Genomic DNA, 15,122 nt, shown 5'->3' on the forward strand with positions numbered 1-15,122 from the left:
AGTCATGACAGAACTGCCCGTGCGCCCCGCGTCGGTTCGGCGTCAACAGGAGGTTCACGAACTCTGTGCCGGCACGATCCGCGCCCTCGCGGGGCAGGCCGAGTTGCACTTTCGCGGACCGGAACTCCATCGCGGACATCGGCGCGTACCAATGCCCGCCCCACACCTGCACCCGTCCTTCGACGGCGCCGACTTCGCGTCCTTCCGCGGTGCTGCGGACGGCATGGCATCGCGCCTCCTCCACACCGACCCCGCCCTGCATCGCAGCCTGTGCCCGGACTACACGGCGGGTCGGCTGATCTTCGAGATCCTGGAACAGTTCCGCGTCGAGTCGCTGGCCGCCGACGCGTGGAGCGGCGTGCGCGCCAACCTCGCCCACCGCTTCGCGCAGTGGTCGCAGGATTACGTGGCGTCCGGGCTGACCGAGACCGTGCACGGGATGCTGCTGTTCACGGTGACACAGATGTGCCGGGCCCGGATCACCGCCGAGCCCATACCCGAGGCCACCGAGGACCTCATCGAATCGACCCGGTTCGCGCTCGCCTCCGTTCTCGGCGGCCACCTGCCGTTGCTGCGCCGAACCCGATTCTCGCAAAACGACTTCGGGGGTCACGCCCAGGCAGTCGCCGAGCTGATCGGCCGTCACCTGGAGCCACCCACCGACACGGACGGGTCGGCCGACGACCGGCGCGACGGCCGGGCGGCGTTCTCCCTCCTGTTCGACTTCGACCCCGACGACGAGACCTTCACGACCGCGGTGTCGGGACGCAGTCGCGCGCTGGGGGAGTGCGGAGACGGGTACCGCGTGTTCACCCGCGCGTACGACGAGACCCGACAGATCGCGTCTCTCGTCCGGCCCGAACTGCTCCAGGACTACCGACGACGGCTGGACCTCACCATCGACACGCAGCGCCTCGACGTCCGCAAACTCGGACGGCAGCTGAAGGCCCTGCTCTCGAAACCGGTCCCCGACGGGTGGGACGGCGGCCGGGAGGAGGGATACATCGACGGTCGCCGGCTCGCCCAGTTGGTCACCTCGCCCACCGAGCGCAGACTCTTCCGGGCCGAACGCACCGAGCCGCAGACCGACACGACGGTCACCTTTCTCATCGACTGCTCGGGTTCGATGAAGGAGTTCGGCGAACCGGTTGCGGTCCTGGTCGACGTGTTCGCCCGGGCACTCGAACTGGCCGATGCCCGGTGCGAGATCCTGGGTTTCACGACCGCCGCATGGAACGGGGGACGAGCCCGCCGGGACTGGCTCCGGTCCGGCCGTCCGCGCAACCCGGGACGCCTGAACGAAGTCCGGCAGCTGGTGTTCAAGGACGCCGAGACTTCGTGGCGCCGAGCCCGTCCCGCGATCGCGGGGCTGCTGAAGAACGACCTGTTCAAAGAGGGCGTCGACGGTGAGGCCGTCGACTGGGCATGCTCCCGGATGCGGGGCACCCAGGGCAGGCGGCTCCTGTTCGTGATCTCGGACGGAAGCCCACTGGACGGCGCCACCGCGCTGGCCAACGACGAGTTCTACCTGGACCACCACCTGCAGGTCGTGGTCGAGCGACACGAGGACGAGCGGGCCGTCGAGGTGTACGGACTGGGGGTCGGGCTGGACCTGAGCCCGTACTACGACCGCTGCCGGACGCTCGATCTGTCGCGCGGTACCAACAGCGACGTCATTGCCGACGTGCTGTCGATGATCGCCCACTGACAGCCATCACCTGTCAGTGGCTCAACAGTGAAGGAGTCACACCCATGACCGAACACGGGGTTTCCCTGGTTACCTTGGACATTGCCGGAACGAGCGTCGACGAGGGCGGCGCCGTGTACGTCGCGTTGCGCGACACCGTCGAGACGCATCTCGGCGAGCCGATTCCGGACGATCGGTTCGATCGATGGAAGGGCACGGGCAAGCGGCAGGCCATCGAGGGGCTACTGCGGGAGAGCGGGGTGCCGGCCGAGAAGAATGTTCTCGACGCCGTCGAATCGGATTTCACCGCAATGCTTCTGGCTGCGTACCGGGCGACGCCGCCCACCGCACTGCCCGGGGTTCACGACGCATTCGGTACGTTGCGCCAGCGCGGCATCAAGATCGTTCTCCAGACCGGCTATTCACGTGAGATCGCGGAACCGCTGCTCGAGCAGGTCGGGTGGGAGATCGGGCGGGACATCGACGGTGTGATCACGAGCGATCAGGTGCGGATGAGCAGGCCGTCGCCCTATCTCATCTTCCGCGCCATGGAACTCGCCGGAGTGCAGAGCGTCGACGAGGTGCTCGTCGGCGGGGACACCCCGAACGATCTCCGGGCCGGGACGAACGCCGGGGCGCGGTACGTGGTCGGTGTCCTGACCGGCGCCCACGACGCGGCGACGCTGCGTCCGGAGCCCCACACGCACATCCTGGAGAGCGCAGCGAAGCTCCCCGAACTACTGGGCTGAACGAAAGCTGTGGGCCGGTTCTGCCGCACGACAGCAGAACCAGCCCACAGTGTTTCGGACGAGCAGTGTTTCGGACGAGCAGAGTTCAGTACGTCACCAGCCGCGTTCGGCGAGCCGGTGCGGGACGGGGATGTCGTCGACGTTGATCCCGACCATCGCCTCACCCAGCCCCCGGGACACCTTCGCCAGCACGTCCGGGTCGTCGAAGAACGTGGTCGCCTTCACGATCGCCGCGGCCCGCTCGGCCGGGTTCCCGGACTTGAAGATGCCCGACCCGACGAACACACCCTCCGCACCGAGCTGCATCATCATCGCCGCATCCGCCGGGGTCGCGATACCACCGGCGGTGAACATCGTGACCGGCAACTTCCCGGCCTTCGCGACCTCGACGACCAGGTCGTACGGCGCCTGCAGCTCCTTCGCCGCCACATACAGCTCGTCCTCGCTCAGCGAGGTCAACCGGCGGATCTCCCCACCGATCGTCCGCATGTGCGTGGTCGCGTTCGACACGTCACCGGTACCGGCCTCACCCTTGGACCGGATCATCGCCGCACCCTCGGTGATCCGGCGCAGCGCCTCACCGAGATTGGTGGCACCACAGACGAACGGAACCGTGAACTGCCACTTGTCGATGTGGTTCGCGTAATCGGCCGGGGTCAGCACCTCGGACTCGTCGACGTAGTCGACCCCGAGGGACTGCAGGATCTGCGCCTCCACGAAGTGCCCGATCCGGGCCTTGGCCATCACCGGGATCGACACCGCGGAGATGATGCCGTCGATCATGTCCGGATCGCTCATCCGGGACACCCCGCCCTGCGCGCGGATGTCCGCGGGCACCCGCTCGAGCGCCATCACCGCGACCGCACCGGCATCCTCGGCGATCTTCGCCTGATCGGGTGTGACTACGTCCATGATGACCCCGCCCTTCAACATCTCGGCCATGCCACGCTTGACGCGTGCCGTACCGACGGCGGAAGTGTTCACGAGTGTCTCCTCTGGTGACGATGGGGGTTCGGCTTCTGTTGTGCCGCGGCCAGCAGTTCGATGTCCGAGCCGCCGAGCGTCTCCACGGACTCGATGCGCTTCTCGGCCTCCGCGACCGACTCGTCCGCGGAACCGATCGGTGGAGCACCGGACAGTGATTCGTCGTCGCGACCGCCCTTGCCGAGCAACTTCCGCACCTCGTAGCTGATCAGGATGACGATCAACGTCAGACCGCTCATGAGGAACTGGGAGCGGGTGGTCGGCAGGAACGCCATCGCGAGGATGACGGTGGCCATCAGGGCGATGGTGGCGTAGCTGAGCCACGGGAACAACCACATCCGGAGTTGCAGTGCGGCAGGGTCTTCACGCTCGAGTCTCCGGCGGAGGACCACCTGGGAGATGGCGATCAGGAGGTAGACGAAGAGCGCGACGGCGCCGTACGAGTTGACGAGGAAGCCGAAGACGACGTCGCCCCACACGTACGTGCAGGCGACGGACACGTATCCGACGGTGGTGCCGAGCAGGATCGCACGTCGGGGCACGCCGTTCCGGGACAGCGTCGTGAAGAACTTCGGGGCGTCACCGTTGCGGGTGAGCGCGAACAACATTCGGGACGTGGTGTACAGCGCCGAGTTCAGGCAGGACAGCACCGCGGTGAGGACGATGAAGTTCATGATCGTCGCGACACCGGGAATTCCGAGGACCTCGAGCACCGCGGCGTACGGGCTCACCCCCACGCTCTCGGTGTTCCACGGTTGGATCGTGACGACCACGAGAATCGAACCGACGTAGAACGTCACGATCCGGACCACGATCGACCGCATGGCGTGGGCGACAGCACGCTTCGGCTCCTCCGACTCGGCCGCCGCGATCGTCACGATCTCGGCTCCCGTGTAGAAGGCCACGCAGGGGACGACCGCGGCGAGCACCGCACCCCAGCCGAGCGGGGTGAAGCCGCCGTGGTTCACGAGGTTGCCGAGTCCGGGCGTCGAGTCGGGCCACAGCCCGGTGATCCAGAGGGCGCCCATCCCGAGAAACAGAACGATCGCCACGACCTTGATCGACGAGAACCAGTATTCGAACTCGCCGTAGGAGCGGGCGGACACCATGTTGGTGGCGGTCAGCAGGAGCATCAGCCCCAGGCTCAGGAGCCACAGCGGGATCATCGGCAGCCAGAGTTGCAGGATCCGGCCGCCGGCGATGGCTTCGACCGCGACGACGATGACGAAGAAGTACCAGTACATCCACCCCGTCGCGAACCCGGCGCGACGCCCCAGGGCCTGGCGAGCGTAGACGTAGAACGATCCGACCACCGGCCGGGCCACCGCCATCTCCGCCAGCATCCGCATGATCAGCAACGTGATGATGCCTGCGATGAGGAAGGAGATGATGGCGCCGGGACCGGCGCCGCCGATGACGACACCGCTGCCCACGAAGAGACCGGCGCCGATCACCCCGCCCAGGGCGATGAGATTCATGTGCCTGCGTTTCAGGCCCTTGCCGAGACCTGAACTGTCGGTGTGTCCGGGAGCAGTACTGTCCACATTTCCTCCAGAAGGCGCTGCGAGGGGCCCTCGCCTGACAGACCTCGTCGGTCGTACGTCGATGCGGGCACCCACCGGTTCAGCGACTAATTTATGTGTGATCCACATCACTTATTCGAGTGTTCACCTCACACTACGACTGGTGCCGGAGCTCGCCCAGAGCCAGTTGCCTCGCAAGCGTAGGGGCCAGTTCGACAGCGGAATCGCCGCCGGGGAATGCGTTCTGACCTGGTATGACAGCGATCTTCACGAAGAGGGCGGAGTGCGCGTGGCCCGGCGGCGCGGTTTCACGGCGCATCTGGATCCCCCGACTGCGGTGTGCACCCGGGAGACCCCGAGAACACCCATACCCTGTGACCAGTGGTAACGAACTGGTCCTCAGACGTGCCGTCGAACTGGCACTGTGCTGCCCACCAGACCCTCCATACAGTGTTGTGCATCACATCAACAGTTCAGTTCGCGGTGGATCGTCTCCCGTATCTCCGCCGGCACTGTTCTCCGTTCCAACCGCCGACGATCCGACCCCGGATCGCGATGGCGACCTGACGATTCCGGTCAGCGCACAGTGGAGGAAAACGTGACTTCAACACCACCCCCGGTCCAATCCCAGGACTCCGGCCTCGGAAAGGGCCTGAAGAAACGGCACATGAACCTCATCGCCCTGGGCGGCGTGATCGGTGCCGGATTGTTCGTCGGCAGCGGCGTCGTCATCGAGAGCGCAGGCCCGGCGGCGATCGTGTCGTTTCTCATCGCGGGGGTCATCACACTCCTGATCATGCGGATGCTGGCGGAGATGGCGGTGGCGCGGCCGGTGGTCGGCTCGTTCTACGTGTACGCCAGGGAAGCGCTCGGCAATCGCGCCGGCTTCTCGGTCGGCTGGATGTACTGGTATTTCTTCGTCATCGTCGTCGCGGTCGAAGCCATCGCCGGCGGCCGAATACTCCAACTCTACCTCCCGTCCGCGCCGCTGTGGATCCTCAGCCTCGGCCTTCTCGTGATCCTGACCTGCACCAATCTCGTGTCAGCGCGTTCGTTCGGCGAATTCGAGTACTGGTTCTCGTCGATCAAGGTGATCGCGATCGTCCTCTTCCTCGGGTTGGGCGCACTGTGGATCACCGGTCTGTGGCCGGACTCGACCCCCGGAGTGGCGAACCTCGTCAGCCACGGCGGATTCGCTCCGCTCGGCTGGGGCGCAGTGCTCGCCGCGGTCGTCCCCTGCGTGGCCTTCTTCACCGGTGCCGAGATCGTGACCATCGCAGCGGCCGAATCCGCGGAACCCAAGAAGGCGGTCGCCCGGGCGATGCGCTCCATCGTGGTCCGGATCATCACCTTCTACGTCGGTTCCATCTTCGTGGTCGTCGCGGTGGTGCCGTGGAGCACGGAGGCCGTCGGAGTCAGCCCCTACGCCGCAGCGCTCTCCGCCCTGCACATTCCCGGGGTCGCCACGATCATGAACGTCGTGATCCTCACCGCGGTCCTGTCCTGCCTGAACTCGGCGCTGTACACCTCCTCGCGGATGCTGTTCGCCCTCACCCGCAACGGCGACGCCCCGCACATGTTCACCCGCCTGTCCGGCGGTGGTGTGCCCCGGCGCGCGATCCTCGCCGGAACGGTGATCGGCTACGCGTCGGTGATCGCGGCGTTCGTCTCCCCGGATCTCGTGTTCTCGTTCCTGGTCAACTCGTACGGCGCCGTGGCGCTCTTCGTCTACCTCATGATCGCGATCTCCCAGGTCGCGCTCCGCAGGAAACTGGAGGCTCGAGATCCCGAGGCCCTCAGCCTGAAGATGTGGCTGTTCCCCTGGCTCAGCTACGCGACCATCGCCCTGATGGGAGCCGTGATCGCCGCGATGGCCGTTCTGCCCACCACCCGTTCGCAGTTCTGGCTGAGTGTGGTGACTCTGGCCTTCATCCTGATCGGGTACGAGTTCCGCCGACGCAGCCGGACCAACGCCGAACGCCTCGACACCGTCACGGCGCCCGCGGAATCACCCGCCGACGGTTCCGACGCGGAACAACTCGTCGGGGTCGTCACCCCCGAGCAGCACTGATCTCGAACCGCAGCACGAGATACGCCGCGACGGCGAGCCCGAACCCCACGGTGCTCATACGCCGGATCCGCGGCGTTCTCGGCGTTCTCGGCGCTGAGCAACTTCTCACGATGGTCCGCGGGCACTTCGGGGTCAGCCCCAGCTGTTGGCGGGCTCAGCGGACAACCGACCGCGGCTAGCCCCGGGCACCGGCCTGTTCCGTGACCCAGGCCGCGATCTGCGTTCGGGAGGAGAATCCGAGTTTCGCGAGAATGTGTTCGACGTGGCCCTGCGCAGTGCGTTGGGAGATCACGAGGCGGGCGGCGATCGCCTTGTTGGTCAGGCCCCGGGCGACCAGGTCTGCGACCTGGCGTTCACGTGTGGTCAGAGCCGTAGCGGGATCGACGCGCGGCGGTGCGACCGGTGCAGGTTCGCCCAGGGCGTAGGACACGGCGGCGTCGAAACTCAGCGCCTCGCCCTCGTGAGAGGCAGCCGTGAAGGGCCGTTGACCCAGTGCGCGGCGCGTGATGAGCTCGCATTCCTCATGAGATCCGGTCAAGTTCGGGATCTGAAGAGTGGAGGTGCCCACGCGCCGTCGTAGTACCTCAGCGGCGGCCATCAGGACTGCGGCACGGTGGAAATCCTTCTCGGAGGACGAGATCCAGGCAAGAATCTCGATGCACCAGGTGGCCCCCAACGGATCGTCGACCAGGCGGGCCAGCTCGAGTCCCTTCCGCAGCATCACGGCGCGATCGCGGTCACCCTTTCTCCACATCACCAGGCCCAGGGTCAGGGACGAGCGTCCGCAGGTCACCGATTCGCCATGGGATTCGGCAATCCGGATCGCCTCTTCGAGGCACGCGGTGGCGTCCTCGGTGTGCCCGAGTACCTCGTGGGCCAACCCGATCCCGTGCAAGGCCGTGATGTGCGCAAGGAGGTTGTTCCCGCCGCGCAGGACTGTCAGGGCCTCGGTGTACGAGCGCACGGCGCGATCCGGATTGCCGCTGTGCAGCGCGTGAGCTGCGGTGGCGTGATGCATGAGTGCGCGATCGAGGGCACTTCCCCGGCTCTCGGCCAGCGCACGCCCTCGATCTATCAGCGCAGCTGCCCGCTCCAGATCTTCGTGTCGGGTGGCGAGAACACCGGCCGAATACAGTGCCTTCACTCGGAGCGCGGTGTCGTGTTCATCCTGGAACGCCAGCGCGCGGTCGAGCCAGCGGCGGCCTTCGCGGAGCCGTCCACGGGAGAGCCAGAACGGAAACAGAGCAGTGGCGATCTCCAGCCCCGCGTCGGCCGAGGACTCATCGGCCTGGGACAGGCTGAACTCCATCGCTTCGCGCAGGTTGGGTTGTTCTCGGTCGAGGCGAGCGAGCCAGCCGACCTGTCGGTGGCTGATCCACCCGGACTCAGCGTCGAGGGCAAGCTGCCGATACCAGCTACGGTGCCGTCGTCGGATCTCCGACAAGGTGCCGGCCTGCTCGAGCTTGTCCCGGCCGTAGTCACGCAGCGTTTCGAGCATCCGAAAACGCACAACAGCCCTCGCCTCCTCGCGGATGAGGATCGACTTGTCCACCAGCGACGCAAGGAGATCGAGCAGACCGCCTGGTTCCGCGTCGTCCGCGTACACCCATTCGGCGGCTTCGAGTTCGAAGCTGCCGGCGAAGACCGACAGCTGGGCCCAGAGCTGCTGTTCTGCCGGGAGGCACAGGTCGTAGCTCCAGTCGATGCTCCAACGCAAGGTCTGCTGACGGGTTGGCGCACTCCGACTCCCGCGGGTCAGCAGCTCGTACCGGTTGGTCAACCGTTGCAGGATCTGTTCCGGCGACATGGTGCGCAGTCGGGCCGCCGCCAATTCGATGGCCAGGGGCAGACCGTCCAGCCGGATGCAGATTCGGGCGACGGCGTCGGCGTTGTCCTCGGTGACCTCGAAGCCGGGCACCGTGGTGGCGGCGCGTTCGGCGAACAACGTCACCGCGTCGTAGCTGGGCAGGCCCTTCAGTGAGGGTTCCTTGTCCGAATCCGGAACTGTCAGTGGGCGCACTCGGAGTGCGGATTCTCCGGCGACGTCCAGGGTTTCGCGACTTGTTGCGAGAACCCGCAGACCGGGGCAGGTCCGCAGTAGCGTCTGCGTCAGGTCCGCCGCAGCGTCCACCACCTGCTCGCAGTTGTCGAGCACCAGCAGCATTTCCCGTGTACGCAGGAATTCCACGAGGGTGTGCAAAGGTTTCGGTGAGCGGTGGCGTAATCCCAACTCGGTCGCAACGACTTCTCCCAACAACGATCCGTCGTGCAGGTCACCCAATTCGACCAGCCGAACTCCATCGGCGAATGCCCGCTGCGTGTTGGCCGCGACCCGTAGCGCCAGCCGGGTTTTGCCGACCCCACCGATCCCGGTCAAGGTGACCAGCCGTGACGCCGAGAGCAGTCGCTTCGCCTCGCTGAGTTCCTTTCGCCGGCCGACGAAACTCGTCAAATCCAGCGGGAGATCCCCGTCGGTACCCGAGGTTGAAGGGGGCGGAGGCTGATCGGTGGGTGATCGCCCTGTCGACGGTCGTGTCGGGCGCCTCCTGTCTCGCTCGGCGTCGGGTTCGGACCGGAGAGACATCTCGTCGATCGGGATACCGCGATTGAACTGGATTTCCTGTAGGACTTCGCCCAGCGTCGCCGCGGAGGGACGCTCCCGCGGATCCCGGGACATCGCGCGTTCCACCACGGCGGCCACGTCGGCATCGATACCGGCTTCACTCAGGTCCGGCGTCGGTTGCGTGGTGATCCGCAGGAACTGTGCGACCACCTGCTCACCGCTCCGGCGCTCGAACGCCGCGTGCCCGGTCAGCGCCGAAAACAGCGTCGCCCCCAGCCCGTATACGTCCGACGACGGACTCGGCGGGTCGCCACCGAGGACCTCCGGGGCGGTGAAGGCCGGTGATCCGGTGATGGTGCCGGTGGCGGTCTGGAAACCGCCGGTGATGTGCGCTATTCCGAAGTCGGTCAGCGCCGGTTCGCCGTAGTCGGTGAGCAGGATGTTGCCGGGTTTGACGTCGCGGTGAACGATGCCGAACCGGTGCGCCGTCTCGAGGGCGCCGGCCATCTTCACCCCCAGCCGCAGCGTCTCCGCCATCGTGAGCGGGCCGTGCCGGCGAATCCGCACATCGATGGAATCCTGCGGGTGGTACGGCATCACCAGGAAGGGGAGACCGCTCTCCGTGACGCCGACTTCGAGCACACTCACGACATTCGGATGCCCGGTCAGCCGGCCCATCGCTCGCTGCTCCCGGAGGAATCGGGCCCGGTCCTCGTCGTCGAGATCGCCGGTGAGAACCTTCACCGCCACCGCACGGTCCAGTGCGGACTGGGTGCAGCGGTACACCACCCCGAAGCCTCCGCGCCCGATCTCCCGGGCGTCATCGAACCCAGCCGCGCGCAGTTCGTCCGTGATCGCGGAGTCTGTGGCGCGCTGAGTTCGGAGGGGATCGTCGGCCGTCACCGTGCTATCCGTCCCTGTGAACCCCTGGGAGCATCTGATCAGCCTCTCGACGACGTCCCCTCAGACTATCGCCATATCGCCGCACCCGTCTCGAGCAGTGTCGTCACGGGGAGCTGGGGAGTTGTGCCGCATCCGGGCCCACGTCGATCAGGTAGTCCTGGAAACGTTCCCGCAGTGGCGCCTTGAGCATCTTGCCGGTAGCACCCATGGGAATCGAATCGGTGAAGACGACGCCGTCGGGGATCCACCATTTGGCCATCTTGCCTTCGAAGTGGGCGCGCAGTTCCTCGGCGGAGACGTCGGAGCCGCGTTTCCGTACTGCGACCAGTAGGGGACGCTCGTCCCACTTGGGATGCCGTACGCCGATGCAGGCCGCGGTAGTGATATCCGGGTGGCCCATCGCGATGTTCTCGATCTCGATGGAACTGATCCATTCGCCGCCCGACTTGATGACGTCCTTGCTGCGGTCGGTGATCTGCATGAATCCATCCGGGTCGATGGTTGCGATGTCACCGGTGGGGAACCAGCCGTCGACGAGCGGGTCGTTCTCGGCCTGTCCGAAATAGTGCGACATGACCCAGAGACCGCGGGCCATCAGGTGACCCGCGGACACCCCGTCCCATGCGAGTTCACGGCCGGTGTCGTCGACGATTTTCAGATCCATCCCGAAGACGCATCGTCCCTGCTTGCCCTGCACGGCGTACCGTTCCTCGGGCTTCGCCTGAAGGTGCGTGTTCTTCAGGACCGAGGCGGTACCGAACGGGCTGGTCTCGGTCATGCCCCATCCGTGGACGACCGTGACGCCATGGGTCTCCTCGAGTTCGCGGAGCATCGCGGGGGGACACGCTGCACCGCCGATGACGGCGCGTCGCAGCGTGGTGAACCGCAGGTGCCGTCGTTTCACGAACTGGAGTTGTCCCTGCCAGACGGTGGGCACGCTTGCCGACACAGTGACCTGCTCGGTTTCCTGCAAGTCGTACAGCGCCCCGCCGTCGAGGTCGGGCCCCGGAAAGACCACCTTCGCGCCGACCATGCACGCGGCGTAGGGGAGGCCCCAGGCGTTGACGTGAAACATCGGCACGATCGGCAACACAGTGTCGCGTGCGGACAGGCCGACCGAATCGGGCAGGGCGACCGCGAAGGAGTGCAGGACCGTGGATCGGTGGCTGTACAGCACACCCTTGGGGTTTCCGGTGGTTCCGCTCGTGTAACACAGCGAGGATGCGGCGGCCTCGTCGAACTCGGGCCAGTCGTACATTCCGTCCTGTGCCTCCAGGAGGTCCTCGTAGGCCAGGATCGGGCCGGCCGGATCGGGCAGGTGATCGCGGTCCGACATCAGCACGAAGTGCCGCACACTGGTCAGACGTGGCGCGAGTTCCTCGATGACGGGCAGGAATGTGAGGTCGAAGAAGAGCACCGTGTCCTCGGCGTCGGAGACGATCCACTCGAGCTGGTCGGGGTGCAGGCGGGGGTTGAGGGTGTGGAGGACGGCACCGGACCCGGAGACCCCGTAGTAGAGCTCGAGGTGCCGATATCCGTTCCAGGCCAGGGTGGCGATCCGGGTTCCCGGTTGGACACCGAACGCCTCGAGCGCCTGGGCCAGCTGCCGTGAGCGGGCGGCGAGGTCCCTGAAGGTGTAGCGGTGGAGGTCGCCTTCGACCCGCCGAGAGACGATTTCCTGCCGGCCGTGGTGGCGTTCGGCGTGGGTCAGGAGAGAGGAGACCAACAGGGGCTGGTGCATCATCAGACCGTTCACGGGAGCCTCCTGGTTGTCGGAAGTTCGGATTCGAGGGCGCGCGCGGAGATTTCGGAGAGTAGGGCGAGTGCCCGCTGTGCGGCGTCGGTGCCTCCGTCCACGTCGCCCCGGACGAAGAGGGGGCGGAGTTCTTCGATGTCACCGAGGGCGCGGAGCAGGTCGGGCTCGACGATGGAGTATTTGCGGAGTGTGTTCACGACCAGCATGGACGTGTGCACGATGTCCTCGTCCTCGGGGGAGACGCCGTGGTTGTGCAGGGCATAGTTCGCCCAGTGGGTGCCGGCGAGCATTGCGGCCTCGATCTTCATCTCCCAGTCGCGGTCGCCGCAGTGCACTACCGCCCGCTCGATGCGCTCCGCGAGGAAGCGGTGGCGTTCTGCCCTCACGACACCGTCTCCTTCACTCCGGCCCTCGCGAACAGGATCGCCTGCACGCGTTCGAATTCGCGCTCGCATTCGCCGACGATGTACCGGGTGGGGCGGCGCTCACCGCGCAGGCACGGGTCCCGGTGTTCCTCGAGCGCCTCGAGCGCGATTTCCAGGCACTGGATGTCCTCGGGAATCTCACCCTCGATCGGGGGCCACCCGACGTGGCTGACGTCGCCCGGGCCTCGCAGAACGCGCGCGTAACCACCGTCGGGCTGCGGCGCCAGGTGAACGCCGGGAATGGTGGAGAAGACCGGGTCGTCGCTGGTCAGGCCGGCGAGGTGCAGGCAGGCGTTGTAGGCGTTGGTGCCGGCGGTGAGGGTGGTCCAGTACCACAGCTCGAAGTGTTCGAGCGGGTCCAACCGAGTGCGCAGGTCGGTGAGCCGCTGGAACTTCTCCACATGGGATGCGGTCCTCACGATGCGTCCGCGAGTGCGTCGTCGACCAGCAGGACGATCTTGCCGAAATGCTGGTCGGTCTGCATGTAGGCATGGGCCGCCGCGATCTCGTCGAGCCGGTACGTCCGGTCGATGATCGGACTGATCGTGCCGGCTTCGAGCGGCGCGAGCAGGTCCCGGGCACAGGCCTGCACACACGCCAGCCGCTCCTCCTCGGTGCGGGTGCGAAACGTTACCCCGATGAGCTTCAACCGTTTCAGCCACAGCGCGTTGAGATCGATGGTGGCGGTGCTCGACCCCAACCGGCCGATGTTGACCAGTCGTCCCTGAACGGCGAGGGACTCGAGATTGGCTTCGAACGCGGTCCCGCCGACCGAGTCGACGATGACGTCGACGCCGCGGCCCCCGGTGAAATCGGTGACGGCGTCGACCTGGCCGGTGACGGAGACGTCGATAGCGCAGTCGACGCCCATCGACTTCAGCCGCTCCACCTTGCCTGCCGAACGGGACGTGGCGATGATGCGGGACGCGCCCATCGCCCGGGCGATCTGGATCGAGGCCAGCCCTATTCCGCTCGATGCTGCGTTGACCAGCACCGTTTCGCCAGTGTGCAACTGCCCGTTGGTGATCAGCGCGTCATGCGCGGTGATGAACACGTTCGGGAAGGCAGCGGCATCGGCCCAGGAGACGGTGTCCGGAACGGGAATGAGGGCGCGCGACGCGGCCGACGCGTACTCCGCCTGCCCGCCGCTGCCGTGGCCCATCACCCGATCCCCTTCGCGCCACTGGGTCACCCCGGCGCCGACCGCGGCGACCTCGCCCGCGAACTCGACCCCGATCGGTTGCGGCTCGCCGGTGCGCACCCGGCCGGCCTGCAAGATCTCCCCGCGGTTGAGCCCGGCGGCTTTCACCTTCACCAGCACCTGGTCGGGGCCGGGGGTGGGCGTGGGGACGTCGAGGACGGCGACCTTGCCGCCGTCGGGATGGGGGACTGCACGCGCTGCTCGCATGGGGCTGCTCCTTCGACTCGATTGAGGAATTGATGTCGACATTAATCAAAATTTGGGTATTCTGCTAGCCAGCGGGCCACTTTTTCCGGCCCCGTTCATGAATCCGACTTCAGGAGACAGTCATGAGTGCTTCGTCTGCAGAACGTCTCGCCCGACTCCAGGGCAAGATCATCGACTTCCGTCTGCGGCCCCCCACCGGCCCCTACCGCAACTTCTTCACCCCCACCGTGGTGGGCTCGGTCAACCGCATTCTCGGCCACAGCGTGCCCCGCTCCTACACGATCAGCACCGACCCCTTCCCCCAGGCCGAGGAACGCGCGCTGCGGGCGCTGATCGACGAGATGGACGCCGTCGGCGTCCGACTCGGCGTGATGAACGGTCGCCATTCGGTGAATCGCCCTGTGCCGGTGCACATCGAGGACGCCGACCTGGCCGAACTGACGCAGCGCACCGACAACCGGGTCCTGGGAATCGCCGGCATCGACTTCGACAAGCCCACCGAGGAGATCATCGCCGGGCTCGACACCGCGATGAAGGAATACGGCCTCGTCGGTGTCTGCATGGAGCCCGGCCTGGCACGCGAGCCCATGTACGCCGACGACGAGCGGATCTTCCCGATCTACGAGAAGATCGCCGAACTCGGTGTGCCGCTGCTGTTCATGACCGGGCCGCTGGCGGGACCCGACATCAGCCACACCGATCCGGTTCGTTTCGACCGGGTGGCCAAGCGCCACCCCAGCATGCCGGTCATCCTGGGCCACGGCTGCTTCCCCTACGTCAACGAGGCGATCGCACTGGCGTTCAAGAGCGAGGCGACGGGCATTCACAACGTGTTCGTGTCCCCGGACGTGTACGCGTTCGCCCCGGGCGGCCAGGGCTACACCCAGGGCATCAACTGGCTGCCGAACCGGTTCGTCTACGCCTCGGCCTACTCGTTCTGCGGTGTCGAGGAATCGGTGCACGAGACCCTCAAACTCGACATCGACGACGAGGCGCTCGACGCCTACATGTACCGCAACGCCGAGGCGCTGCTGCGTGGGATGGGGGCGTGAG

Annotated in this window: 11 protein-coding genes; 4 read left to right on the forward strand and 7 right to left on the reverse strand. The window is 66.5% G+C overall.

The features are described from left to right. Positions 1–4 precede the first annotated feature (4 nt). Entirely contained in the window at positions 5–1,708 is a 1,704-nt protein-coding gene (locus DTA22_RS15700) for a cobaltochelatase CobT-related protein (protein ID WP_112300026.1), read from the forward strand. A 44-nt stretch (positions 1,709–1,752) separates the two neighbouring features. After that, positions 1,753–2,436, forward strand: coding sequence for a phosphonatase-like hydrolase (locus tag DTA22_RS15705; RefSeq protein WP_112300027.1), 684 nt, complete (start codon positions 1,753–1,755; stop codon positions 2,434–2,436). Between the two features lie 93 nt (positions 2,437–2,529). On the opposite strand, the gene pdxS is transcribed toward DTA22_RS15705, so the two are convergent. After that, a complete protein-coding gene (pdxS, locus tag DTA22_RS15710; RefSeq protein WP_112300028.1) occupies positions 2,530–3,420 on the reverse strand; it encodes a pyridoxal 5'-phosphate synthase lyase subunit PdxS in 891 nt (296 codons plus the stop codon). Further along, positions 3,417–4,964 carry an amino acid permease gene (locus DTA22_RS15715; protein WP_112300029.1) on the reverse strand — a complete coding sequence of 516 codons (1,548 nt, stop codon included), beginning with the start codon at positions 4,962–4,964 and terminating at the stop codon, positions 3,417–3,419. Before DTA22_RS15715 ends, pdxS begins: the two co-directional genes overlap by 4 nt. A 646-nt stretch (positions 4,965–5,610) precedes the next feature. Here DTA22_RS15715 and DTA22_RS15720 point away from each other — a divergent pair. Then, positions 5,611–7,014: an amino acid permease gene (locus tag DTA22_RS15720; RefSeq protein WP_245973524.1), complete on the forward strand. Its 1,404-nt coding sequence runs from the start codon at positions 5,611–5,613 to the stop codon at positions 7,012–7,014. Positions 7,015–7,189: 175 nt separating this feature from the next. Here DTA22_RS15720 and DTA22_RS15725 read toward each other — a convergent pair whose 3' ends face one another. The 5 genes from DTA22_RS15725 to DTA22_RS15745 all read right to left on the reverse strand — a co-directional run bounded on the left by DTA22_RS15725 (position 7,190) and on the right by DTA22_RS15745 (position 14,069). Then, complete coding sequence (locus DTA22_RS15725; RefSeq protein ID WP_112300030.1) at positions 7,190–10,480, reverse strand: protein kinase domain-containing protein; 3,291 nt, start codon at positions 10,478–10,480, stop codon at positions 7,190–7,192. Between the two features lie 103 nt (positions 10,481–10,583). Further along, positions 10,584–12,236 carry a 3-(methylthio)propionyl-CoA ligase gene (locus DTA22_RS15730; RefSeq protein WP_112300031.1) on the reverse strand — a complete coding sequence of 551 codons (1,653 nt, stop codon included), beginning with the start codon at positions 12,234–12,236 and terminating at the stop codon, positions 10,584–10,586. Beyond that, positions 12,233–12,622, reverse strand: coding sequence for a hypothetical protein (locus DTA22_RS15735; RefSeq protein ID WP_037241124.1), 390 nt, complete (start codon positions 12,620–12,622; stop codon positions 12,233–12,235). The genes DTA22_RS15730 and DTA22_RS15735 overlap by 4 nt, the downstream gene beginning before the upstream one ends. Continuing rightward, positions 12,619–13,080, reverse strand: a complete 462-nt coding sequence (locus DTA22_RS15740) for a hypothetical protein (RefSeq protein WP_112300032.1) — start codon at positions 13,078–13,080, stop codon at positions 12,619–12,621. The genes DTA22_RS15735 and DTA22_RS15740 overlap by 4 nt, the downstream gene beginning before the upstream one ends. Continuing rightward, the gene (locus tag DTA22_RS15745) at positions 13,077–14,069 is read right to left on the reverse strand and encodes an NAD(P)H-quinone oxidoreductase (protein WP_112300033.1); all 993 of its coding nucleotides are present in this window, start codon (positions 14,067–14,069) and stop codon (positions 13,077–13,079) included. Before DTA22_RS15745 ends, DTA22_RS15740 begins: the two co-directional genes overlap by 4 nt. 122 nt (positions 14,070–14,191) lie before the next feature. Here DTA22_RS15745 and DTA22_RS15750 point away from each other — a divergent pair, with 122 nt between their 5' ends. Beyond that, positions 14,192–15,121, forward strand: coding sequence for an amidohydrolase family protein (locus DTA22_RS15750; protein ID WP_245973417.1), 930 nt, complete (start codon positions 14,192–14,194; stop codon positions 15,119–15,121). Position 15,122 lies beyond the last annotated feature (1 nt).

Source organism: Rhodococcus wratislaviensis, assembly GCF_900455735.1.
Classification (GTDB): domain Bacteria; phylum Actinomycetota; class Actinomycetes; order Mycobacteriales; family Mycobacteriaceae; genus Rhodococcus_F; species Rhodococcus_F wratislaviensis.

Excerpts from the sequence above, each read along its gene's own strand:
- DTA22_RS15700 (WP_112300026.1), top strand. The coding sequence starts at position 5 with ATGACAGAACTGCCCGTGCGCCCCGCGTCGGTTCGGCGTCAACAGGAG.
- DTA22_RS15705 (WP_112300027.1), top strand. The coding sequence starts at position 1,753 with ATGACCGAACACGGGGTTTCCCTGGTTACCTTGGACATTGCCGGAACG.
- DTA22_RS15720 (WP_245973524.1), top strand. The coding sequence starts at position 5,611 with ATGAACCTCATCGCCCTGGGCGGCGTGATCGGTGCCGGATTGTTCGTC.
- DTA22_RS15745 (WP_112300033.1), bottom strand. The coding sequence starts at position 14,069 with ATGCGAGCAGCGCGTGCAGTCCCCCATCCCGACGGCGGCAAGGTCGCC.
- DTA22_RS15750 (WP_245973417.1), top strand. The coding sequence starts at position 14,192 with ATGAGTGCTTCGTCTGCAGAACGTCTCGCCCGACTCCAGGGCAAGATC.